The 21,425-nt window shown below is 67.1% G+C and carries 18 protein-coding genes; 16 read left to right on the top strand and 2 right to left on the bottom strand.

Annotated features, from left to right (window positions below; genetic code table 11):
• Nucleotides 1-107 precede the first annotated feature (107 nt).
• Nucleotides 108-1,484, top strand: a complete 1,377-nt coding sequence (locus DX912_RS06720; RefSeq protein ID WP_220340769.1) for a S8 family peptidase — start codon at nt 108-110, stop codon at nt 1,482-1,484.
• Nucleotides 1,485-1,580: 96 nt separating this feature from the next.
• Here DX912_RS06720 and DX912_RS06725 read toward each other — a convergent pair whose 3' ends face one another.
• Nucleotides 1,581-2,498 (bottom strand): LysR family transcriptional regulator, encoded by a 918-nt coding sequence (locus DX912_RS06725; protein ID WP_115841713.1) that lies wholly within the window; start codon nt 2,496-2,498, stop codon nt 1,581-1,583.
• 117 nt (nt 2,499-2,615) lie between these two features.
• On the opposite strand from DX912_RS06725, the gene DX912_RS06730 reads away from it, so the two are divergent.
• The 9 genes from DX912_RS06730 (at nt 2,616) to DX912_RS06770 (ending at nt 14,091) form a co-directional block, all read left to right on the top strand.
• Nucleotides 2,616-3,317 carry a pirin family protein gene (locus tag DX912_RS06730; RefSeq protein WP_115841714.1) on the top strand — a complete coding sequence of 234 codons (702 nt, stop codon included), beginning with the start codon at nt 2,616-2,618 and terminating at the stop codon, nt 3,315-3,317.
• A gap of 157 nt (nt 3,318-3,474) precedes the next feature.
• On the top strand, nt 3,475-3,999 hold the full coding sequence (locus DX912_RS06735) for a hypothetical protein (protein WP_115841715.1): 525 nt from the start codon (nt 3,475-3,477) through the stop codon (nt 3,997-3,999).
• Nucleotides 4,000-4,122: 123 nt separating this feature from the next.
• Nucleotides 4,123-5,043 (top strand): non-homologous end joining protein Ku, encoded by a 921-nt coding sequence (gene ku, locus DX912_RS06740; RefSeq protein WP_115841716.1) that lies wholly within the window; start codon nt 4,123-4,125, stop codon nt 5,041-5,043.
• Nucleotides 5,044-5,070: 27 nt separating this feature from the next.
• Nucleotides 5,071-5,943 carry a non-homologous end-joining DNA ligase gene (gene ligD / locus DX912_RS06745; RefSeq protein WP_115841717.1) on the top strand — a complete coding sequence of 291 codons (873 nt, stop codon included), beginning with the start codon at nt 5,071-5,073 and terminating at the stop codon, nt 5,941-5,943.
• Nucleotides 5,944-6,042: 99 nt separating this feature from the next.
• Nucleotides 6,043-6,477: a low molecular weight protein-tyrosine-phosphatase gene (locus DX912_RS06750; protein ID WP_115841718.1), complete on the top strand. Its 435-nt coding sequence runs from the start codon at nt 6,043-6,045 to the stop codon at nt 6,475-6,477.
• A 278-nt stretch (nt 6,478-6,755) separates the two neighbouring features.
• Nucleotides 6,756-9,185, top strand: coding sequence for a UDP-N-acetylglucosamine 2-epimerase (locus tag DX912_RS06755; protein WP_115841719.1), 2,430 nt, complete (start codon nt 6,756-6,758; stop codon nt 9,183-9,185).
• Between the two features lie 125 nt (nt 9,186-9,310).
• Complete coding sequence (locus tag DX912_RS06760) at nt 9,311-11,587, top strand: polysaccharide biosynthesis tyrosine autokinase (protein ID WP_115841720.1); 2,277 nt, start codon at nt 9,311-9,313, stop codon at nt 11,585-11,587.
• A 4-nt stretch (nt 11,588-11,591) separates the two neighbouring features.
• Nucleotides 11,592-13,028 carry an asparagine synthase-related protein gene (locus DX912_RS06765; RefSeq protein ID WP_115841721.1) on the top strand — a complete coding sequence of 479 codons (1,437 nt, stop codon included), beginning with the start codon at nt 11,592-11,594 and terminating at the stop codon, nt 13,026-13,028.
• Nucleotides 13,021-14,091 carry a right-handed parallel beta-helix repeat-containing protein gene (locus DX912_RS06770; protein ID WP_115841722.1) on the top strand — a complete coding sequence of 357 codons (1,071 nt, stop codon included), beginning with the start codon at nt 13,021-13,023 and terminating at the stop codon, nt 14,089-14,091. The genes DX912_RS06765 and DX912_RS06770 overlap by 8 nt, the downstream gene beginning before the upstream one ends.
• A gap of 76 nt (nt 14,092-14,167) precedes the next feature.
• Here the strand turns inward: DX912_RS06770 and DX912_RS18335 are convergent, their stop codons facing one another.
• Nucleotides 14,168-14,305, bottom strand: a complete 138-nt coding sequence (locus DX912_RS18335; protein WP_181902737.1) for a hypothetical protein — start codon at nt 14,303-14,305, stop codon at nt 14,168-14,170.
• 231 nt (nt 14,306-14,536) lie between these two features.
• On the opposite strand from DX912_RS18335, the gene DX912_RS06775 reads away from it, so the two are divergent.
• The 6 genes from DX912_RS06775 to DX912_RS06800 all read left to right on the top strand — a co-directional run bounded on the left by DX912_RS06775 (nt 14,537) and on the right by DX912_RS06800 (nt 21,366).
• The gene (locus DX912_RS06775) at nt 14,537-15,745 is read left to right on the top strand and encodes a right-handed parallel beta-helix repeat-containing protein (protein WP_147298576.1); all 1,209 of its coding nucleotides are present in this window, start codon (nt 14,537-14,539) and stop codon (nt 15,743-15,745) included.
• Nucleotides 15,746-16,021: 276 nt separating this feature from the next.
• A complete protein-coding gene (locus DX912_RS06780; RefSeq protein WP_115841724.1) occupies nt 16,022-17,212 on the top strand; it encodes a glycosyltransferase family 4 protein in 1,191 nt (396 codons plus the stop codon).
• Nucleotides 17,209-18,501 carry a lipopolysaccharide biosynthesis protein gene (locus DX912_RS06785; RefSeq protein ID WP_115841725.1) on the top strand — a complete coding sequence of 431 codons (1,293 nt, stop codon included), beginning with the start codon at nt 17,209-17,211 and terminating at the stop codon, nt 18,499-18,501. Before DX912_RS06780 ends, DX912_RS06785 begins: the two co-directional genes overlap by 4 nt.
• Nucleotides 18,502-18,607: 106 nt before the next feature.
• Nucleotides 18,608-19,519 (top strand): glycosyltransferase family 2 protein, encoded by a 912-nt coding sequence (locus DX912_RS06790; protein ID WP_181902738.1) that lies wholly within the window; start codon nt 18,608-18,610, stop codon nt 19,517-19,519.
• 23 nt (nt 19,520-19,542) lie between these two features.
• Nucleotides 19,543-20,586, top strand: a complete 1,044-nt coding sequence (locus DX912_RS06795) for an EpsG family protein (protein WP_115841727.1) — start codon at nt 19,543-19,545, stop codon at nt 20,584-20,586.
• 15 nt (nt 20,587-20,601) lie between these two features.
• Entirely contained in the window at nt 20,602-21,366 is a 765-nt protein-coding gene (locus DX912_RS06800; protein WP_115841728.1) for a YdcF family protein, read from the top strand.
• Nucleotides 21,367-21,425: the final 59 nt, after the last annotated feature.

The raw sequence follows: 21,425 nt of genomic DNA on the forward strand, positions 1-21,425 counted from the left end.
ACTTCCACAGGGACGAGGGCGGCCTGTTGCCCGTCGCGGTCGCGTTTGCTCCGGGCAAACCCTGTCCCGCGCCCGTACAACGGGCCACCTCCGAGGAGATCCACCCCGTGATCAACAAAGCCCTGAGCGTCCTCGCCCTCGCCTGCGCATTGCCCGTCGCCGCGCAGGCCGCTTCGTCCACGCGCCAGATCGGCGTGAACGTCCTGCTCAACGGCGACGCCACGCCGGCAACGCTGGCCAAGCTCGGAACGTACGGCACCGTGCGCGACGTGGTGGCCGAAATCGATCTGGTCACGCTCAAGACCACCGAAGACCAGCTCGCCGCGATCCGCGCCCTGCCCTTCGTGACCGCCGCCAATCCCGATGCCGAACGCAAGGGCAGCCCGGTCGACACGGTGAGCGCAACGAATTTCGCCAATGGCCTAAGCACCTGGGACCAGGACGCGGTGGACGTCACCAACCTCGGCGCCGGCCGCACCATCGCCTACGATGGCAACGGCGTGTACGTCGCGGTGCTCGACACCGGGCTGCTCGACACATGGCGCCAGTACTTCCCGCAGGAACGCATCGCCAGCCAGTTCGCCAAGGCGTTCAACGGCGGCGGCGGCGAGAAGGGCAACGTGTCCGAACCGCCGAACAAGTGGGAACACGACCAGAACTCGCACGGCACGCACGTCACCAGCACGATCCTCGGCTACAGCCTCAATGGCATTCCGATCAACGGCACCGCGCCGCGCGCGACGGTCATCCCGGTGAAGGTGCTCAACCAGAACGGTTCCGGCTGGTCGTCGGTGGTGGCCGCGGGCATCGTCTACGTCGCCAACCTCAAAGCCAGCGGCGCGCTGGGCGCCTCGCCGGTGGTGATCAACATGAGCCTGGGCGGTCCGTCGCTCGACGCGTCCGAAAAGGCGGCGGTCGATTACGCGATCTCCAAAGGCGTGGTGATCGTCGCGTCCGCCGGCAACGAAGGCGACGCGGGGATGGGCTATCCGGGCGCCTACGCACCGGTGGTCTCGGTCGCCGCCACGGGCTGGAACGGCCAGTGGAAGCCCGGCGCCGACGGCAATCCGGGCAACTGGTGGAACGCCGATGACGTGCCCGACCCCACCAACACCGCCGATTTCCACATCGCCGATTTCTCGAGCCGTGCGCTCGCGGGACAGGATCTGGACGTCGCCGCTCCGGGTTCGTGGGTGGTCGGTCCGTACCAGACGCAGAGCGGCAAGACGTCGTACTTCTACCTGAGCGGCACGTCGATGGCCTCGCCGCACGTGGCTGGCATCGCCGCGCTGATGCTGCAGAAGAACCCGAACCTCGTGCAGGCCGACGTCGAGGACATCCTGACCACCGCCGCGATTCCGTGGGGCGCCGGTTGCGCGCTGGTATCGCAGCCGTCCGGCCCGGCGGTGAACGAGTGCTGGGGCGCGAACGCGACGGGATCGGGATTGATCACCGCGGCGAACGCGTTGTCGCTCACGCCGTGACGTAGTGCTTCAAAGCCCCTCTCCCGCGCGGGAGAGGGGTTGGGGTGAGGGCGCGACGCGCGAGTACGCGTGCATTCGAGCGACGCCGCGATCCGACTAACCCGCCCGCTCCGCCCACGGCGCCTTCGCGAACTTCTTCACCAGGTGTTCGATCAGCAACTGCACGCGCGCCGGGCGTACGCGTCCCGGCGGCGTGACCACGTGCAGTGCGATCGGCGGCGGCGACCATTCGGGCAGCACGACTTCCAGCTTGCCCGCCTTCAGTTCGCGCCACACCAGGAACTCGGGCTGCAACGCAATCCCCATGCCGGCGAGCAACGCGGGATTGAGCGCCTCGGCATTGTTCACGCGAAGCTGCGCGTTGACGCTGATCGAGAAATCGCCGTGGCGCTTGTGCTGGAACCGCCACGCGCCGCCGAAGCGCGACAGCGTGTAGAACAGCGTGCTGTGCTGCGAAAGCTCGCGCGGATGACGCGGGCGTCCATGCGCATCCAGATACGCCGGCGATGCGACCAGCAACACGCGCACGCCGCACAGCCGGCGCGCGAGCAGGCTCGAATCGGCCAGCGCCGAGATGCGCAGCGCGAGGTCGAAACCGCCGCCGACCAGATCGACCAGGCCGTCGTCGAAATCCACGTCGAGCGAGACGTCGGGATACGTCTGCATGAACTCCGGCAGCAGCGGCGCGAGGTGTTCGATGCCGAACGACATCGGCACCGCCATGCGCACGGTGCCGCGCGGACTGGCTGCCTGCGCGGTGATCTCGGCCTCGACCGCCTCGCCCTCCGCGAGGATGCGGCTGGCGCGTTCCAGCGCACCGCGGCCGCTTTCGGTCAGCGACATGCGCCGCGAGGTACGGTGGAACAGCACCGTCTTCAGACGCGTCTCCAGTCGCGTGATCGCCTTGGAAATGGTGGCCTGCGAGAGGTTCAGCTCGGCCGCGGCGCGTGCGAAGGAGCCGGTTTCGGCGACCGTGGCGAAGATCGCCCAGGCTTCCAGGTCGGGCAGTTTCATGGGGTGGCCCCATCATGCAAGGAATGGAAAGAATCATATTCGATCCGTTCCATTCCCTACAGGCCGCCGGGCGCCTATCGTTTGCCCCACGCAATCCACCCACTTCGGAGCAAGGTCATGATCGAGCGTCGCCCGTTCAACTCCCTCGGCGGAGCCAACCACGGTTGGCTCGATGCCAAGCACCACTTCTCCTTCGCCAGCTACCACGATCCGGCGCGCATGGGCTGGGGCGCGCTGCGCGTGTGGAACGACGACACCATCGCCGCGAACACGGGCTTCCCGCCGCATCCGCATTCGGACATGGAGATCATCACCTACGTCCGCGACGGCGCGATCACCCACCAGGACAACCTGGGCAACAAGGGCCGCACCGAAGCCGGCGACGTGCAGGTGATGAGCGCGGGCACCGGCATCCAGCACGCGGAATACAACCTGGAGCCGGACACCACGCGGATCTTCCAGATCTGGATCATCCCCGACGCCCGCGGCGGCGCGCCGACCTGGGGCAGCAAGCCTTTCCCGAAGGGCGAGCGCTCCGGCCGCTTCGTGACGCTGGCCAGCGGCATCGCCGGCGACGAGGACGCGCTGCCGATCCGCGCCCAGGCGCGCGTGCTTGGCCTGACGCTGGCCGCCGGCGAGTCGGCGGAATACAGCTTCGACGGCACGCGCTTCGGTTACCTGGTGCCGGCCAAGGGCGCGATCGAAGTGAACGGCATCCGCCTCGAAGCCCGCGACGGCGCGGCGATCCGCAACGAAGGCGCGATCACCGTGAAGGCGCTGGAGGATGCCGAAGTCGTGCTGGTCGACTCGGCGCCGTAACGCATCCGCGCCCTCTCCAATGAGGGGGCGCGGTGTTCGTCCACCGTCATTCCCGCGAAGGCGGGAATGACGAGCGAAGGCATGACCGCCCCACCCCACTTTCCCCGTTGTCCTCCGAAGAGGCTCTGCCCGCGCCCTTCCCCACGAGGACGATGCCATGCTCGAGCTGCTGAACATCACCGCCTTCGGTGCATTCCACACCGTCATCGCGATCGTCGGCGTCATCGCCGGCTTCGTCGCACTCATCGCGCATCGCGAAATCCGCATCACCTCGCGATCGGGCGCCCTCTTCTTCTGGTTCACGATCGGCGCCGCGGTCACGGGGCTTTTCATCTTCCGGCGTGGCGGCTTCGGTGCGCCGCACGTGCTGAGCGTGCTCACGCTGCTCGTGCTGGCGCTGGGCTGGTTCGCCGAACGACGCCGCGGCTTCGGTCGCCTCAGCGTCTACGTCGCGGCGCTGTTCAATCTCACCGCGCTGTTCTTCCACTTCATTCCGGCGTTCGTGGAGTCGCTCACGCGGCTTCCGCTGGGCGCGCCCTATGCCGCAGGCCCCGAGGATCCGCGTCTCTTCGGACCCATCGGCACCGCCTTCGTGCTGTATCTGTTCGCCGCGATCTGGCAGACGCTGCGGATCCGCGGCGCCGCGCGCCGCGCGCCGAGCCCAGGCGCCGGCCTCGCCTGAACGGGCTTGCAGGGTCGCGCCGGCCGCGGCCCTGCTTTCACCGCCCGCCAACGCGGTTCCACGGAAAGTCATCCTCCTCCGGCCGGTTCATCCGGTAGTTCGTCCGGTAGATAGAGGTTTCCCATGGCCCGCCCCATCTGGACCGGCACCCTGTCGTTCGGTCTGCTCAACATCCCCGTGAAGCTGATGAGCGGCGAACGCCGCGTCGATCTGTCCTTCCGCATGCTCGACAGCCGGAACAACGCGCCGGTCCGCTACGAGCGCGTCAACGCCGAGACCGGCGAGGAAGTGCCGTGGAAGGAGATCGTCAAGGCCTTCGAGTACGACAAGGGCAGCTACGTCGTGCTGGAGGAATCGGACATCGCCAACGCCGCGCCAGACCACAAGGAATCGGTCGATATCGATACCTTCGTGGACCTGGAGTCCATCGGCCCGGAGTTCTTCGAGAAGCCCTACGTGCTCGAACCGGGCAAGAAGGCCGAGAAGGGTTACGTGCTGCTGCGCGAGGTGCTCAAGCGCACCGGCCAGGCCGGCGTGGGGCGCGTGGTGATCCGCACGCGCGAATACCTTGCCGCTGTCGTGCCGAAGGACGACGCGCTGATGCTGCTGATCCTGCGGTTCGCGCAGGAGCTGATCGACCCGGCCGACTACAAGCTGCCCGAAGGCAGCCTGGAGAAGTGGAAGATCACCACGCGCGAGATCGACATGGCCAAGCAGCTCATCGAATCGATGAGCTCCAAGTGGAATCCGGAGGACTACAAGGACGACTTCCGCGAGCGCCTGACGAAGGTGATAGAGGACCGCGTGAAGTCCAAGAACGTCGTGCGAAAGGCCACCGCCGACGAGGACAACCTGCCCGAGAACGCCGCGACCAACGTCATCGACTTCGCCGATCTGCTAAAGCGCAGCCTGGAGAAGAAGGGTGGCGGCGGAGGTGGCGGCGGTTCGGCCGGCAAGGCCGCGCCGGCGAAAAAGGCCGCAAAAAAGGCGGCCGCGAAGAAGACGACCGCGGCGAAGAAGCGCACCGGGCGCAAGTCCGCCTGACGCGCACGCCGCATGCGACGCTGACGCATGGCCACGACGCCCCGGCTCACCAGCCCCGATCGAGTGGTCTATCCCGACGCGGGGATGACCAAAGGCGAGATCGCAGACTACTACCGCGCGGTCTCGCGCTGGATGCTGCCCGAACTCGTGCGGCGTCCGCTTTCGCTGGTGCGGTGCCCCGATGGCATCGCGGGTTCGTGTTTCTTCCAGAAGCACCATGCCGATTCGCTCGGCGAGCACGTGGGCGAGATCACGCTGCGCGAAGTCAGCGGCCAGGGCGATTACCTGTACGTCGAGGACCTCGACGGCGTGCTCGAACTGGTGCAGATGAACTCGATCGAATTCCACGTCTGGGGTTCGCACATCGACGACGTCGACAAGCCCGACCGGCTCGTGTTCGACCTGGATCCCGACGAAGGCATCGAATGGAACGCGCTGAAGGCCGCGGCGCGCGACGTGCGCGACCGCCTCGCCGAACTGCGCCTGCGCAGCTGGGTCCGCCTCTCCGGCGGCAAGGGCGTGCATGTCGTGGCGCCGATTCGTCGCGGACCGGACTGGTCGCAGGTGAAGGATTTCTGCGACGCCTTCGCCGACTCGCTGGTCGCCCGCGCACCGGAGCGCTACATCGCGACGGCCTCGAAGGCCGCGCGTGAAGGCCGCATCTTCATCGACTGGCTGCGCAATTCACGCGGTGCTACCAGCGTGACGAGCTGGTCCCTGCGGGCGCGACCGGGCGCGACCGTGGCGATGCCACTCACGTGGGAAGAGCTCGGACGCGTTCGCCAGGCCGGTGCGTTCGACCTGCACAAGGCGCTGCGTCGCGCGCGAAACCTCAAGCGCGATCCGTGGCACGCCATGCAGCGCGCACGCCAGACGCTGCCGTCGGACGTGACGCCCTGAGCCACTTCGCACGCGCGGTCTTTACGCGTTGCACACATTCGTGAACGTTGCCGGGCAAGCATGAATGGCCCGTACGCGCGGTTTTGCTAGCGTCGCGCCATGACTCATCGCCTACTCATCGTCTGCAAGGGAAACATCTGCCGAAGTCCCATGGCCGAGGCCATCGTGCGTGCACGCCTCCTGCGCCCCGGCATGCAGGTCGCCTCCGCCGGGCTCGCCGCTATGCGCGGCTTTCCGATCGACCCCAAGGCACAAGCGGCGCTTGCCGCGCATGGCTACGACGGCAGCGATCACATCGCACGGCAAGCGACCAAGGTGCTGATGCAGCAATCCGATCTCGTCCTCGCAATGGAGCAACGCCAGGTCGCTGCAGTGCTCGCTTTGTGTCCGACACTGCGGGGCCGCGTGTGCATGCTTTCGCACTGGCAGGACGGCAGCGACATCGAAGATCCCTACGGTCGCGACCAGCGCGCATTCGATATTGCGTTCGAACGCATCGAGTCTTGTATACGCGATTGGCGAACGAAACTGTGACACGTTCATTCCAATTGCTTCAGCGACGTGCGCATGCCGTGAAGTGATTCATCCATCTGAACCTGAGTTATCGCCGATCGCAGGTTCATTCGCGTGAATGTGTTTTTTTCATCTCTTCATCAACTACGCAACCATAGATTCGTTGCGCACGGACGCAGCGCGTCAGATTTCGACGCGTGAGGAACACGCGATCCGCTGCCGATGGTTGAGTGCGCACGCACACGGAAAAACACGCCTTTGCCCTTTCGTCGTTCGTGTTTCTGATCCGAGGTGCATGCATGAGGGACCCCAAGCTGGTAGCTGCCAGCGCGATCGCGTTGGCCGTGACCCTGTTCGCCATCTTCGCCATGCGCCCGTGGGCGCGGAAGATCGGACTGGTCGACCGGCCCGACGCGCGCAAGCAGCACCGCGGCAGCATTCCGCTGATCGGCGGGCTGTGCTTCTTCCTCGGCACCCTGGTGGGGCTGAGCTATCTGGGCTACATCGACGGGTTCGTGACGAGCCTGCTGGCCGGCGGCGTGATGATCGTCGCAGCCGGCGCGCTGGATGACGCCAGCAACCTCAGCGTGACTTCACGCCTTCTGGTCGAGGCCGGTGCCGCCGGCCTGGTGATCTTCATGTCGGGCTTCTACGTGCACGATCTGGGCCAGATCGTCGGCACGCGCCACATCGACATCGGGCTGTTCGGCATCCCGTTCACGATCATCGCCGTCATCGGCCTGATCAACGCCTTCAACATGATGGACGGCATCGACGGCCTCGCCGCGTCGATGGCGATGGTGTGCATCGGCGCGATCCTGCTGTTCGACGACTCGTCCTGGTCGATGCCGGGCGTGCTGGTGATGCTGCAGGTGCTGTTCGCCGCGCTGATTCCCTATCTGTTCGTCAACCTCGGCTGGCCCGACGGCCGCAAGATCTTCATGGGCGACGCCGGCAGCACGCTGATCGGCTTCATCCTGGCGTGGGCCCTTATTTATATGAGTCACGCGAAGGTGGGCCGCCTCAACCCGCCGGACGTGCTGTGGTGCGTCGCGCTGCCGGTGATGGATACGCTGGCGGTGATGTATCGCCGACTGCGTGCGGGCGGATCGCCGTTCAAGGCCGATCGCCAGCATCTTCACCACCTGCTGTGCGACACCGGCATGCCGCCGCGCCTGGTGCTGCTGACGATGGTCGCGGTCGCCGGCATCCTCGTGCTGATGGGCTGGTCGCTGCGCGACATGCCGCAGTCGCTCGCCTTCGCCGCCTTCATGCTGGTGATGGCGCTGCACGTGTGGTGGGTGCCGAAGGCGCTGACGAAACTGCGCGGTCGCTGGCCGCGAAGCGCTCCCCGGCCCATTCCCGCGCCGGTGCAGACGCAGACGAACAACCACGGCATCAACTTCCTCAGTGCCCTGGCGGGCTTCGACGACCACGACGAGGTGCGCAACGTGCCCGAGCGCAGCGATGCGCCCGCCCGTGCCGGCATCGCACTCCCCGACGTGCTGCACCTTGCCGATGCCGCCGCTGAAGCCGCTTCGGACATCAATCCGAAGCCGCCGGTGCGCGCCCTGTGCGTGCTGAGCGACTCGCCCGACGCGGTGCGCATGGCACCCATCGCGCAGCAGCTGGCGCGCGACGAACGCTTCGAGACGACCGTCTGCGTGGCCGCCGAATCGGAGCAGGAATCGGCGCGCGTGCTCGAACTTTTCGACCTGTCGGCGGATGTGAAGGTATCGGTGCCGGCGTCGGGCGAGGATCCGGCCGAGATGACCTCCAGCGCGCTGGGCGGCATCAAGCGCGTGATGACGCAGGTGCGTCCGGACGTCGTCGTCGTGCCGGGCGATGCGCCCGCGACGCTCGCCACCGCGCTCGCCGCGCATTACCACCACGTGCCCGTGGTGTGCATCGACGGCGGCCTCGCGAATACCTCGTCCCCGCGTGCGGCGGACGATCCGGGCCGCCGCATCGCGCGTGCACTCGCGTCGCTGCACGTCGCATCCGGTCAGTCAGCAGGCCGCCAGCTGGTCGCCGAAGGCGTGCCGGCGCATCGCGTGCTCGTCACCGGCAACGCCGCGCCGGATGCGCTGCGCAGCGCGCTCGAACGCCTGCAGCCCGAACACGGCATGGGTCTGGCGCTGGCCGAACGCTTCGCCGCGCTGCGCGACAACGCCCCGCTGGTGCTGATGCTCGGCCACGAATGCGAGGAAGCGCACGCGACGCTGATGTGCAATGCGCTCACGCAGATCGCGCGCGAGCACCCGGGCGTGGATGTCGTCTGCGCGATCGGTCCGGTGTTCCTCGACGAGAACACGCCCGACAACCTCCACCGCATCGACGCGCCGGACTACCTTGCCGCGCTGTTCCTGCTGCGCCGTGCGCGACTGGCCTTCGTTGGGCCGTCCCTGTACGCAGAGGCGATGGCGCTGGAAATCCCGCTGCTTTCGCTCGAGCCGCCGCCGGTCGAAGCCCAGGGCCGCGTGCACCTGATGGTGCACGACGCACAGGCGATCGCCGGCCACGTGTCGCGCCTGCTAGACGAAGCTTGGCTGCCGCCGCGCCGTGTCGCGCCGTCCGACAGCAACCGCATTCCCGAATTGAGCGACGCCGATGTGCGCGTCGCCGACGCCTTGGCGGGCCTGCGCCCGGTAACTCACGCGACGACGCCGTCGCGGGACGCCGGTTCGCCAAACCAGGTCGCGATCCGCAGCGCGTGGGGGGCGTCATGACCGCCCCCACCGCGCGCGTCCCGCACCCTCCCACGCCCTTGCGGTCGTGGACGACACACGCGCGGCACGCCGCGTTCCCCTTGCGTGCGCAGTCGCATGCCCTGCTCTTCACCAGGTGACGAAACATGGCCACTCACGTGATCTCCCGGGCCGATGCCCCCTATGCCGTCCCGCCCGCCGCCAACGCGCGCGAAGACGACATCGACATCCCCACCCTCGTATCCACGCTCACCGACAACAAGTGGCCGATCCTGTTCGGCACGCTGGCGTTTTTCATCGTTTCGGTGGCGTACGTGCTGCTGGCGACGCCGCAGTACGAGGCCAACGCCGTCGTGCAGGTCGAGTCCCGTCCGCCGACGGTGCCGGGCCTCAACCAGCCCACCACCGCGCCGGCACCGCCGATCGTCGATGCGCCCGCCGCGACGGAAACGCAGCTGCTGACCTCGCGCCGCGTGCTCGGTGAAGCGATCGAACGCCTCGACCTGGACACCGTCGTCGAACCGGTGCGCATGCCGCTCATCGGCGAAACGATGGCGCGCATGCAGCAGCGCCTGCATCCGGGCGAAGTGGCCTCGCCGTGGTTCGGCCTGGACAGCTATGCGTGGGGCGGCGAACAGGTCGACGTCGGCTCGTTCGAAGTACCCGAGCAGCTGGTCGGCATTCCGCTGCAGCTGATCGCCGGCGAGCGCGGCAAGTACAAGCTGCTCGATCCGGACGGCAACCTGATGCTGGAAGGCCGCGTCGGCCAGAAGGCCACCAACGGCCGCGGCCTCACGCTGGAAGTCGAACGCCTGGCCGCCAACCCCGGCACCCGCTTCGAGATGACGCGCCTGAACACCATGGCGCTGATGACCAAGCTGAAGAAGGACATCACCGTCAGCGAACAGGGCCGCAACTCCGGCATCATCAACCTGACCTATCCGCACCCGGATGCGCTGCGCGCGAAGCAGGTGCTCGACCAGATCACGCAGGCCTACGTGCGCCAGAACGTGGCGCGCAATTCGGCCGAAGCGGCCAAGCGCCTGCAGTTCGTCACCGAGCAGTTGCCGAAGGTACGCCGCGAACTCGCCGACGCGCAGGCCCGCCTGAACACCTTCCAGTCGCGCACGCGCACGATGGACGTCGGCGTGTCGAACAAGGCGCTGCTCGACCAGACGGTCGCGCTCGACCAGAGCATCCAGCAGCTGCAGGTGCAGCGCGCCGACATCGCCAGCCGCTACACGCCCGAGCATCCGGTCTACCAGTCGCTGATGCGCCAGATCGGCCAGTTCGAGGCGAAGAAGAACCAGATCATGGGCCAGATCGGGAACCTGCCCGACACGCAGCAGGGCCTGTTCCGCCTGAACCGCGACGTGGAGGTCATCAACCAGACCTACGCCAACCTGCTCGACCAGGCGCAGCAGCTGAACATCGCCGCCGCCAGCGCGGTCGGCAACGCGCGCGTGATCGATCCGGCCGACGTCAACATGGACAGCCCGTCGTGGCCGAAGCCGCTGATCGTCATCGGCGCCGGCACGCTCATCGGCGCGATGTTCATGGTCGCATTCGTGCTCACGCGCCAGATGTTCCGTCGCGGCGTCGAGGATCCGGTCGACATCGAACTGCTCGGCCTGCCGGTGTATGCGTCGATTCCCTTCAGCGCGAAGGGCAAGCAGATCGTCGCTCAGCCGGGCACGGCCGCGCGTCGCGACGGGAAGCAGCGCCTGCTGGCGTTCCGCTCACCGTCGGACCTGGCGATGGAGGCGCTGCGCACGCTGCGCACGAGCCTGCATTTCGCCCGCTTCGAGATGAAGAACAACATGCTGATGATCGCCGCGCCGAGTCCGGGCGTGGGCAAGTCGTTCGTCTGCGCGAACCTCGCCGTGACGATGGCGCAGGCCGGCCAGCGCGTGCTGCTGGTGGACGCCGACATGCGTCGCGGCACGCTGCACCTGGCGCTCGGAACGCGCGCCGACGGTGGTCTTTCGGAGCTGATTTCCGGCCGCATCGACGAGATCCAGGCCGTGCGCAAGGTCGGCGGCACGGAGAACCTGTCGTTCATCTCGCGCGGCACGATCCCGCCGAATCCGTCGGAACTGCTGATGCATCCGCGCTTCACTTCGCTGCTGGACAAGCTCGCGCAGCAGTACGACATCGTGGTGATCGATACGCCGCCTGTGCTCGCGGTCACCGACGCCGCGGTGATCGGCCACCACGTCGGCACCTGCCTCATGGTCGTGCGCTGGGGCCTCAACCAGCAGCGCGAGATCGCCCTGGCCAAGCAGCGCCTGGAACAGAACGGCGTCGAAGTGCGCGGCGCGATCTTCAACGCGGTGCAGAAGCGCGGCTCGGGTCAGTACGCCTACACGTACTACGACTACCAGCCGATGAAGGACGAACCCCTGCGTGCGGGAGCGAGGTAACGCGATGCGCACCCAGATCACGATGTCGCCCTACTACGGCACGCCGGACTTCTCGCGCCTGATGCGCGATGACGTCCCGCCGCCGGCCGTGGATCCGGTGTCGGTCGCCGACATCCTCCGCAACGCCTTCGTCTATCCGCCGTACTCGATCTACGAAGGCGTCCGGCTGGTCACGTTCGGGTTCTGCCCGCACGACGACATGCACACCGAGCCCAAGTTCCACTTCAAGTTCCGCAATGCGGGCGAAGTGCCGGAGTACGCCGCGACCGAGCAGGACTGGGTCGCCGGCTACCACCGCCGCCTGTGCGACGCGATCCAGCGCAGCTGCGCCGGCATGAGTTCGCCGTGGCTGCTGCAGAGCGGCGGCAAGGACTCGACGACGCTGGCGATCGCCATCGCCGACGCGCGTCCGGACACGACGTGCATTACCTATCTCGGCGGCCAGGAAGAGGACGAAGTCGAATCGGCGACGCACGTCGCGCGAACGCTCGGCCTTCGCCATGAAACGCTGACCTGCGATCCGGCGCGCGCGTACGACCGCTACCTCGGCGTCGTCGATCGCATGCCGCTGCTGACGGCCGACTTCGCGCTGCTCTCCTGCATCGACCTGGGCACCGAGGTGGTCGGCCACGGCGGCGATGGCGTCGTCGACGGCCTCGGCGCCGACAGCTACTTCGGCACGCCGATGAGCAAGCGCCAGGAAATGCTCAAGCGACTGTCGCGCGACTTGCCGCTGCCGGGCTGGCTCTCGGAACTTCCCGGCGTGGATCGCAGCTTCAAGCTCTGCTACATGCTCAGCACGCTGCGCATGAACGAGATCGAGCGTGCGTTCCCGGGCTCGCGCTTCAGCGACGACGAAGTCGACGAACTGCTCGGACGGCCGATCTCGCAGCATTCGCGTCATCGCCTCGAGCTCTATCGCGAGGAAATCGGCTCGGCCACTAGCCTGTGGGAATGGCGCGACATGTCGACGTCGATCGCCGGCTCGGCGGGCGCGTTCGCCAAGGGCCTGTACTCGAGCGCCGCGCTCGGCCTGAAGGTCGCCTACCCGTTCTGCGACCTCACGCTGCGCGAGTGGATCCATCGCGAAGTGCCGCGTTACCAGAAGGTCGATCCGGTCACCAAGCTCAACAAGTTGCTGATCCGCGACCACATCGCCACGCGCTTCGAGGAGCTGCCGTACGTCACCGGCAAGGGCAGTTTCCGCTTCGACGTGCGTGGACTGGCGAAGGCGAGGTTCGACTGCGTGCGCGAGTTCGCGCGCGATTCGGCCGAGCTTCCCGGCGCCGGCGCATGGCTCGACCGCAACCGGCGGCGGCTCGACAACAAGTACCACGCGTCTAAGTTCTACCTCCTCGCCGTCGTGCTTCCGTGGCTCGCGTCGCGCCGCGAGCGGCGCACGCAGCAGGTGCAGGACACACGCGAACGCGCCTATGCCTGACCTGCTGAGGCGGCGGATCGCCGCGTCGATCGCGATGCTGTCCGCGGCGCCGATGGCGTCGTGGGCGGCCTCGCCCATCGGGAGCGCCGTCGTCGACGTGCGTCGGCACGGCGCACGCGGCAACGGCGTCGCCAACGACACGCGCGCCTTCCAGGCGGCGATCGATGCGCTGCCACAATCCGGCGGCACCGTGCAGGTGCCGGCCGGCGATTACCTCATCGATCCGGTCGTCGGCGTGCAGTTGCGCAGCCGCATGCACCTGGCGATGTCGCCAGGCACGCGCCTGCTCGCCAAGCCGAACGCCGCCGAGCGCGCCTACGTGCTCAACGCGCATCGCGTGAGCGATACGACGATCTCCGGTGGCCGCATCATCGGCGAGCGCTCGTCCCACAAGGGCACGACCGGCGAATGGGGCCACGGCGTGATGATCCGCGCGTCCGAACGCGTAAACGTGCGCGACCTGCACATCTCGCATTGCTGGGGCGATGGCATCTCCATCGGCGGAACGAAAGTGGGCGCTGCCTTCGTTCCCAGCCGCGACGTGACGATCGAACGCGTCGTCTGCGCCGGCAACCGCCGCCAGGGACTCACCATCGGCCGCTCGCGCCGCGTGCGCGTGTTCGATTCCGAGTTCATCGACACCGGCGGCACCCTGCCCGGCGCCGGCATCGACGTGGAGCCGGATGAAGGGGACATCGCCGACGACATCCTGATCGCGCGATGCACCGTGCGTGGCAACGAAGGTGCGGGCATCCAGCTCTACAAGCGCGTTTCCGACGCCACCGTGCGCGACTGCCTGATCGAGCACAACCGCGGGCACGGCATCCTCACCGTCGGCGCGACCGACTGCCGCATCGAGGACAACCGCATCCGCATGAACGTGCTGGGCGGTGTCGGCGTGCGGCCGGGCACGCGCAGCCTGATCGTGGCGCGCAACGAATTCGACGATAACGGGCCGGCCGGGAACTCCGCCGGCAAGAAACGTGGCGGCAAGCGCCACGTCACCATCGCCGAGCGAACCGAAGGCATCCGCGTCGACGCGGACAATCGCTACCTCGACTGAGTTCGAAGCGGACTCATCGGTAATTGCCTCGCGAGGCGCTGCGCCTCGTCTTCACTGCGCGACGTGACGAATACCGTCACGCGCGCCATACTCCGTCACGCGAAATCACCGGCACGACGCGTGATTTCAGCAAGCTCATCCGGCTCCGATGCAGCCGCGCCCGGTTCATCTCGCGCAATCGCGCATCATCGCGCAGCATCGAAATCGCAGTCATGAACTTGAATGCGCCGCTACATGAACGACACGCGCCGATTTGTTTGCGCGCGTGCACAAATAGTGAAGATAGGGGTATCGATTCACACTTGTTGCTGTAGGGTGCACGTCAGTCACGAACATGATCGTGGCGTGATGACGTGAAGTTCGCGAGGGGGCGCGCTTCACACCACCAAGCCCCATCGAGCAGAACCGCTCACCCGGGGGCGTTCCTTAATTCCGGAACCCTACTGTGAACGATATCCAGGTGATGGCGCCTGCGACCGCCGAACGTCGCGAATTCCTCCGCAAGTCCCTGCTTCTCTCCATTCCGCCCGTGCTCGGCTTCGCCGGCATCGGCAAGGTGATGGCCGCCACCGGCGCGACCACCGCGCTCACGTACACGCCGCCCAAGCGTGCCCGCGGCACCACCACCCTCAACGTCAAGAACTACGGTGCGCGTGGCGACGGTTCGTCCGACGACACCACCGCCTTCCAGAAGGCGGTCAATGCCCTGCCCTCCACCGGCGGCACCGTGTACGTTCCGGCCGGCAAGTACGTGATCGACCCCACGCGCAACGTGCGCCTGCGCAGCAAGATGCACCTCAAGCTGGACCCGGCCGCCGAACTCTGGGCCAAGAGCAACAGCGCCGAGCGCGCCTACGTGCTGATGGCGATGCAGGTCAGCGACGTCGAGATCTCCGGCGGCAAGATCCGCGGCGACCGTTATCGCCACCTCGGCAGCGCCGGCGAATGGGGCCACGGCATCATGGTGCGCGGTTCCACCCGCGTGACGGTGCGCGACATCTACATCGCCGATTGCTGGGGCGATGGCATGTCCATCGGCGGCGCGGCGCAGGCGTCGGGCGCGGTCGTGCCGTGCAACGACGTGGTCGTCTCCAACGTGGTGTGCACCAACAACCGTCGCCAGGGCCTGACCATCGGCTGCTCGCGCAATGTGAAGGTGTACGACAGCGAGTTCAGCAACTCCAACGGCATCGCGCCGCAGTGCGGCATCGACATCGAGCCGGACGTCAACGACTCCCGCACCACTGACACGGTGCACATCGAGAACTGCCTGATCCGCAAGAACAAGGGCAACGGCATCCTGGTCTACAAGCGCGTCACCGGCGTGACCATCAAGAACAACACCGTCGAGTACAACGGCGGCTACGGCATCCTCACCGTGGGCGCGAACGGTGGCTACATCGCGTTGAACCGCATGAACCGGAACTACCTGTGCGGCCTGATGTTCAGCTCCACGAGCAACGACTACCAGGCCAGCAGCAACGTGTTCCGCAACAACTACACGAAGATCTTCGGCTCGCACACCACCAACTACGCGCTGGTGTCCATGACCGGCATCAAGAAGGGCATCCTGCCGACCGGCAACGACCCGCACGTGCAGAAGGCGAGCACGGCCACCAACATCCGCGTGACGACCAACCAGTACGCGAAGTGACTTCGGTCCGGCGCGGCCCTTCGGGGGAAGGGGCGCGAGGGCAATGAAGGCGAAGGCCGGCGAAAGCCGGCCTTCTTTTTGCGTGGCGGCACGCGATGCCTGAAACGTCATTGCGACGGCGTGACGACGCTGGCATTTCTCCGTTCACCTGAGGATGCAAACGTGAGCGGCCCGTGCACGGACCGGTAAATCGGCATGGCTAGAATCCGGACAACCCCGGAACAGGAAGCCTTGCCACGCATCGCACCAGGAAGGAGCGCTGCCAGGTCAACACGTATGCGCATCGTCTTCTTCGCCAACACCGACTGGTATCTCTACAACTTCCGACTTCCCGCCGCGATGCAGTTGCAGGCGCAGGGCGCCGAGGTCGTCATGGTCTCGCCTGAAGGTCCCTACGGCGAACGCTTCGCGAAGAACGGCATCCGCTGGGAAACCTTGCCGATGGACCGCGCGAGCCTCAATCCGTTGCGAGAGGCGGTCACCATCAAGCACCTCGCCGCGCTGCTGCGACGCGAGCGCCCTGACCTGATCCACAACTTCACCGTGAAGTGCGCCGTGTACGGCGCGATGGCCGCGCGCCTGTCGGGCGTTCCGGCGGTGGTGAACGCCGTCGCCGGCCTCGGTTACGTCTACGCAAGCAACGGATTGAAGGCGCGCGTGCTGCGGCCGGTCGTCAGCACGCTCATGCGCTCCACGCTCGGCAGCGGCAACTCGCGGGTGATCCTGCAAAACCCGGACGACGCCGAGGCGCTCACGAAGCTGCGCCTGGTGCGTGAAGACCGGATCCGCGTGATCCGCAGCTCGGGCGTGAACGTCGAGCGCTTCCAGCCCGCCAGCGGCCGCGCCGACGACGCGCCGCTGCGCGTTCTTCTCGCCGCGCGGCTGCTGCGCGAGAAAGGCATCGGCGAGTACGTCGAAGCCGCGCGCATGCTGAAGGAACGCGGCCGCAACGTGGAATTCCTGCTGGCAGGCACGCCCGACTACGGGAATCCAAGCTCGTTCCAAGGCGAGGAAGTCCAGGCCTGGCACGATGCCGGACTCATCCAGTGGCTTGGGCATGTCGACGACATGCCGGCGCTGATGGCCTCCGTCGACGTGATGGCGCTGCCCAGCTACTACCGCGAAGGCGTGCCGCGCTGCCTGATCGAAGGCGCCGCGAGCGGGCTTTGCATCGTCACCACCAACCTGCCCGGCTGCCGCGAAGTCGTCACGACGCACGGCGAGGACGGCCTGCAGGTGCCGCCGCGCGATGCGGCGTCGCTCGCCGCGCTGATCATGCAGCTCGACGACGACCGCGCGCAGGTGCGCCGGCTGGGCGCCAAGGCCCGCGAACGCGCCCTCGCGCATTTCGACGAGCGTCTGGTGATCGGCCGCACGCTCGATGTGTACCGCGAACTGCTGAGCTCGGACGTATTGGCCGCGCCGCGACCGGCGCGAACGCCGACGCTCGATTGCGCACGCGAATGAGCGCCAGCGCCTGGCGGCCGGCGGCAACGGCGATCAGCCTGTTGTGGCTGGCGACGATGGCGGGTGCCGGCATGGTGTTCCTCGCGCAGGTGCTGCTTGCGCGGCGGCTCGGGCCTGCGGAGTACGGGTTGTTCGCCTCGTCGCTGGCGACGGTGACCGTCGTCGCGCCGCTCGCCGGATTCGGCCTGTCGCAATTCCGCCTGCGCGTCTACGGCGCCGAGGGTTGGGCCGGCGATCGCTGGCTGAAACCGTCGTTCCGCTTCTCCGCATGGACGTGCGTGCTCGCCGTGGGCGGCGTGGTCGCGTGGGCCCTGTTCGGCCCGGTGGTCGATGCGGACACGCGCGATACGCTCCTGCTGCTCACGCCGGTGATCGTCGGCCTGTTCGCGGTCGACCTGGTCGGCAGCAAGCTGCGGCTGGAAGAACGCCACAGCGCGTTGGCGTTGTGGCAGATGCTGATGTCCGCCGGGCGGCTGGCCGTGGCGGCGACGCTGCTCGCACTGCCCGCGGCGAACGCGCTGGGTGCGGCGCTCGGTTACGGCGTCGTCGCGTTGCTGATCGCCGCGCTCGCGATGCCGCAGTTGAACGCCATGTGGCACGGCCGCATGGAACTGCGGGGCCACGGCCCGCGCCCGACGACGCTCGAACCCCTTGTCACGCCCAACGTCACGCAGTTGTGGTCGCAGGCGTGGGCTTACGGTGTCGCGGCTATCCTGTATCCCGTGTTCTTCCAGGTGAGCACGGTGCTGCTCAAGTACCTGAGCAGCAACGAGGATGCGGGCCATTACGGCGTAGCGCTCGGCGTGATGACGGCGATCTACCTGTTCCCGGCGACCGTGTACCACAAGTTCCTGCTGTCCCGGCTGCATCGCTGGGCCGTGCACGATCGCCCGCGTTTCTGGCGCGTGTACCGCATCGGCAACCTCTCGATGCTCGGCGCGGGCGTAATCGTGGGGCTGTTGCTCGCCGTCGCCTCGCCGTGGGCGATACCGCTCGCGTTCGGCCCGGCGTTCGCCGATGTCGCGACGCTGCTGGCGGTGCTGGCGCTGTGCGTACCGGTGCGATTCCTGTCCACCGCGGTCGAAGCGGCGCTGCTCACCGAAAGCCACATGCGCTACCGCGTCGTGTCGATGCTGTTCGCCGCGGTCGTGGCGGTCGCGCTCAACTGGTGGCTCATTCCGCGCTACGGCGTGATGGGCGCGGCGTGGGCGACGGTCGCGTCGGAGATCCTGCTGCTCATCGCCCGCTGGCTGGGCGTGCGCGGCTTCATGCCCAATCGCGAGGGATGAGCGGTGTCGACGCGCCACGCACGAGTCTGAACGCAGCCCCGGAGCGCACCCGGGCTTCACTTTCCGTATACGCAAAAACGCACGGGATCGGTTTCCAATGCCACAGATGATCGACGCGCCGCGCACCGCCCCAATCGACCACCATGACCGCCGCGTTGCCGCGCGCAACACGCCCGCGCCCGCGCCACATGCGTCCACCGCCGTCGCGCCGATTTCCGTCGTTGTGCCGTGCTTTCGTTGCAGCAGGACGATCGGCGATTCGATCGCGTCGGTATACGCGCAGACATTGCGCCCGGCACAGGTCATCCTCGTCGATGACGCGAGTCCCGACGACACGGTCGCCGCGCTGCACGCCGTCGCGGCGCAGTATCCACCGGGCTGGGTCGAGGTCGTCGAACTGGCGAACAACGGCGGGCCGTCCGGTGCACGCAACGCGGGCTGGGAACGCGCGACGCAGCCGTACGTCGCCTTCCTCGATGCGGACGACACGTGGGTGCCGACGAAGATCGAACTGCAGATGCGTGCGCTACGCGCCGATCCGGAAATCGCACTGCTCGCGCACCGCATGCTCGTGCGCGACCGTCGCGAACCCGCGCCCGCACCGCCGCGCGAAGCACGCACGCAGATCGTGCCGCGTCGCCGCCTCCTCCTGAACAATCCGTTCCCGACAGCATCGGTCGTACTGCGGCGCGACCTTCCGTTCCGTTTCGACGAGAACTACCGGCGCGTCGAGGACTTCCTGCTCTGGGGCCAGATCGGCTTCTCCGGCTACCGCTGCGCGAAGCTCGACCAGGTGCTCGCGTACTGGCACAAGGCGAATTACGGGGCCGGCGGACTCAGCGAAGACCTCAAAGCGATGCATCGCGCCGGTCGCGAAGTCCGTCGTGAACTCCTGCGCCAGGGACTGGTGAGCTATCCCGAACACCTGTTCGCCCGCAGCATCGGCATGGTGCGCAAGGCGCGCCAGCGGATGCTGCTGGCGCTGCGGCGGGCCACCGAAGGAGGCGCGACCTCGTGAATGCCAACGTTCCCGAATATGGGATGACGCAGCGCCGCTCGACCTATGTCCCCGCGGCGACGACGCTCAGCGCGCTGCTGCTAATCGCGGTCGGGCTGTTCGGCTGCTGGCTCGTCGGCACGCGTCCGCTGGACGTGGGCACCGATACGCAGACCTACGCCGGCTTCTTCCAGGGCCTCAGTTCCGGCGGTGGCGAGACGCGACTGGAGCCCGGTTTCGTCTATCTCACGTGGGGCCTGTGGAAACTCGGCTTCGGCGTCATCGGCTACCAGACGGCGCTGTTCGCCTTCATGCTCGGCACCATCTTCATCGCGACGCGCCGCTACCAGGACTACCTCGTCGGCGACGACCCGGTCCAGCGCCGCGGTTTCCTGACCTTCCTCGGCGCGGCGATCATGCTGCTGTACGTGTCGCCGATGTTCGTCAACGCGACGATCAACGCGGTGCGACAAGGCCTTGCCGCGTTGCTGGTGTTCGCCTCGCTGCTGTCGTTCCAGCGCAAGCAATGGCTGGCGTTCGTCGTGCTGGGCGCGGTGGCGGCGAGCCTGCATCTGTCGTCACTGCTCTACCTGGTGTTCGCGCCGGTGCTGCTTTTCGGCACGAGGATGCAGCGCCTCATCGCCGTCATCGCGTTCGCGTCCTACGTCAGCGGGCTCTCGACGATGATCGTCCGTGCCTTCATACCGGCGCTGTACGAACTGATGATGACCTACACCGCCACGGACCGGTCGCGTGTCGGTGTCCGCGTCGACTTCGCGGTGTTCTCGATCTTCTGGTACATGCTGCCCTTCGTGCTGGCGCCGCTGGTGCGGGCCGAGTATCGCGAGAAGATCAAGCAGAGCGCGGCGGTCTACCTGGTGATGACGCTTCCGTTCTTCGCCGTCGGCTGGGGCTACTTCTCCAACCGTTACCTGCTGCCGGCATGGCTGAGCGTGTCGCTGATCCTCGCGGCGATGCTCGTGCACAGCCGCGTTGCGTTGCTGCGCAATCCGTTGCTCCTGCGCTTCGGGCTGATCCAGTCGTGCGCGGCGTTCTACTACTATGTCACCAACGAAATCCTGATCTGAGGATATCCGCCACGCATGCAGGCCCTGCAATCCTTGCTTGTCGCCCTGACGTTTCCCCCTGCCCTATCCGTCGCGCTGCTCATCGTCGCGGCGCTGTTCGCACTCATCCGCTGGCGTCGCATCGCCATGGCCACGGCGGTGCTCGCCATCGCATGGTCCGCATTGTTAGCCATCCCGAGCGTTTCGGACTGGGTGCGCGGCCGGCTCGAAAGCCGATATCCGCCCGTCGATGAATCCACCTTGCCGCAAGCTGACGCGATCGTCGTGCTCGGCGGCGCCACGCACTTCTACTGGCTCGAACGCCAGAACGTCACGGCCTACGACCTCGAGAACAGCCGCCTCGCCGCGGGGGCGCGTGCATGGCTCGAGGGAAAGGCGCCGGTCATCGTGCTGTCCGGTGGGGGCGACAACGGCGGCAATGAGGCCGCGAGCGAAGCACGGATCATGGAACATGCGATCCAGCGCCTGGGCGTTCCGCAGGATGCACTTCTTCTGGAAACCAAGAGCCGCAACACGCGCGACAACGCGCGCTACACCGCGCAGATAGCCCGCGAGCACGGCTTCGATCGCATCCTGCTGGTGACCTCCTCGCTCCACATGACCCGTGCCGTGATCGAGTTCCGCAAGGCCGGCGTTGAGATCACGCCCGTGCCGGTTCCCGAAAGCGGCAAGCGCGAACGCTGGACGCAACGCTGGCTTCCGTCCGGTCGGGCGTTATGGCGAAGTGGACGCGCGATCAAGGAAATGGGTGCGATCGTGATGTCGCGTCTACGGAACTGAACGACGTGTGGCACGGGTCACACCGCCATTCATTCGCTCGTTCGCATCACTGAATGCAA

The organism is Lysobacter soli (assembly GCF_003382285.1).
Classification (GTDB): domain Bacteria; phylum Pseudomonadota; class Gammaproteobacteria; order Xanthomonadales; family Xanthomonadaceae; genus Lysobacter_J; species Lysobacter_J soli.

Bases quoted from the DNA above. Each gene is read 5' to 3' on its own strand.
- DX912_RS06725 (WP_115841713.1), bottom strand. From the start codon at position 2,498: ATGAAACTGCCCGACCTGGAAGCCTGGGCGATCTTCGCCACGGTCGCC.
- DX912_RS06730 (WP_115841714.1), top strand. From the start codon at position 2,616: ATGATCGAGCGTCGCCCGTTCAACTCCCTCGGCGGAGCCAACCACGGT.
- DX912_RS06735 (WP_115841715.1), top strand. From the start codon at position 3,475: ATGCTCGAGCTGCTGAACATCACCGCCTTCGGTGCATTCCACACCGTC.
- ku (WP_115841716.1), top strand. From the start codon at position 4,123: ATGGCCCGCCCCATCTGGACCGGCACCCTGTCGTTCGGTCTGCTCAAC.
- ligD (WP_115841717.1), top strand. From the start codon at position 5,071: ATGGCCACGACGCCCCGGCTCACCAGCCCCGATCGAGTGGTCTATCCC.
- DX912_RS06750 (WP_115841718.1), top strand. From the start codon at position 6,043: ATGACTCATCGCCTACTCATCGTCTGCAAGGGAAACATCTGCCGAAGT.
- DX912_RS06755 (WP_115841719.1), top strand. From the start codon at position 6,756: ATGAGGGACCCCAAGCTGGTAGCTGCCAGCGCGATCGCGTTGGCCGTG.
- DX912_RS06760 (WP_115841720.1), top strand. From the start codon at position 9,311: ATGGCCACTCACGTGATCTCCCGGGCCGATGCCCCCTATGCCGTCCCG.
- DX912_RS06765 (WP_115841721.1), top strand. From the start codon at position 11,592: ATGCGCACCCAGATCACGATGTCGCCCTACTACGGCACGCCGGACTTC.
- DX912_RS06770 (WP_115841722.1), top strand. From the start codon at position 13,021: ATGCCTGACCTGCTGAGGCGGCGGATCGCCGCGTCGATCGCGATGCTG.
- DX912_RS18335 (WP_181902737.1), bottom strand. From the start codon at position 14,305: ATGACTGCGATTTCGATGCTGCGCGATGATGCGCGATTGCGCGAGATG.
- DX912_RS06780 (WP_115841724.1), top strand. From the start codon at position 16,022: ATGCGCATCGTCTTCTTCGCCAACACCGACTGGTATCTCTACAACTTC.
- DX912_RS06785 (WP_115841725.1), top strand. From the start codon at position 17,209: ATGAGCGCCAGCGCCTGGCGGCCGGCGGCAACGGCGATCAGCCTGTTG.
- DX912_RS06790 (WP_181902738.1), top strand. From the start codon at position 18,608: ATGATCGACGCGCCGCGCACCGCCCCAATCGACCACCATGACCGCCGC.
- DX912_RS06795 (WP_115841727.1), top strand. From the start codon at position 19,543: ATGACGCAGCGCCGCTCGACCTATGTCCCCGCGGCGACGACGCTCAGC.
- DX912_RS06800 (WP_115841728.1), top strand. From the start codon at position 20,602: ATGCAGGCCCTGCAATCCTTGCTTGTCGCCCTGACGTTTCCCCCTGCC.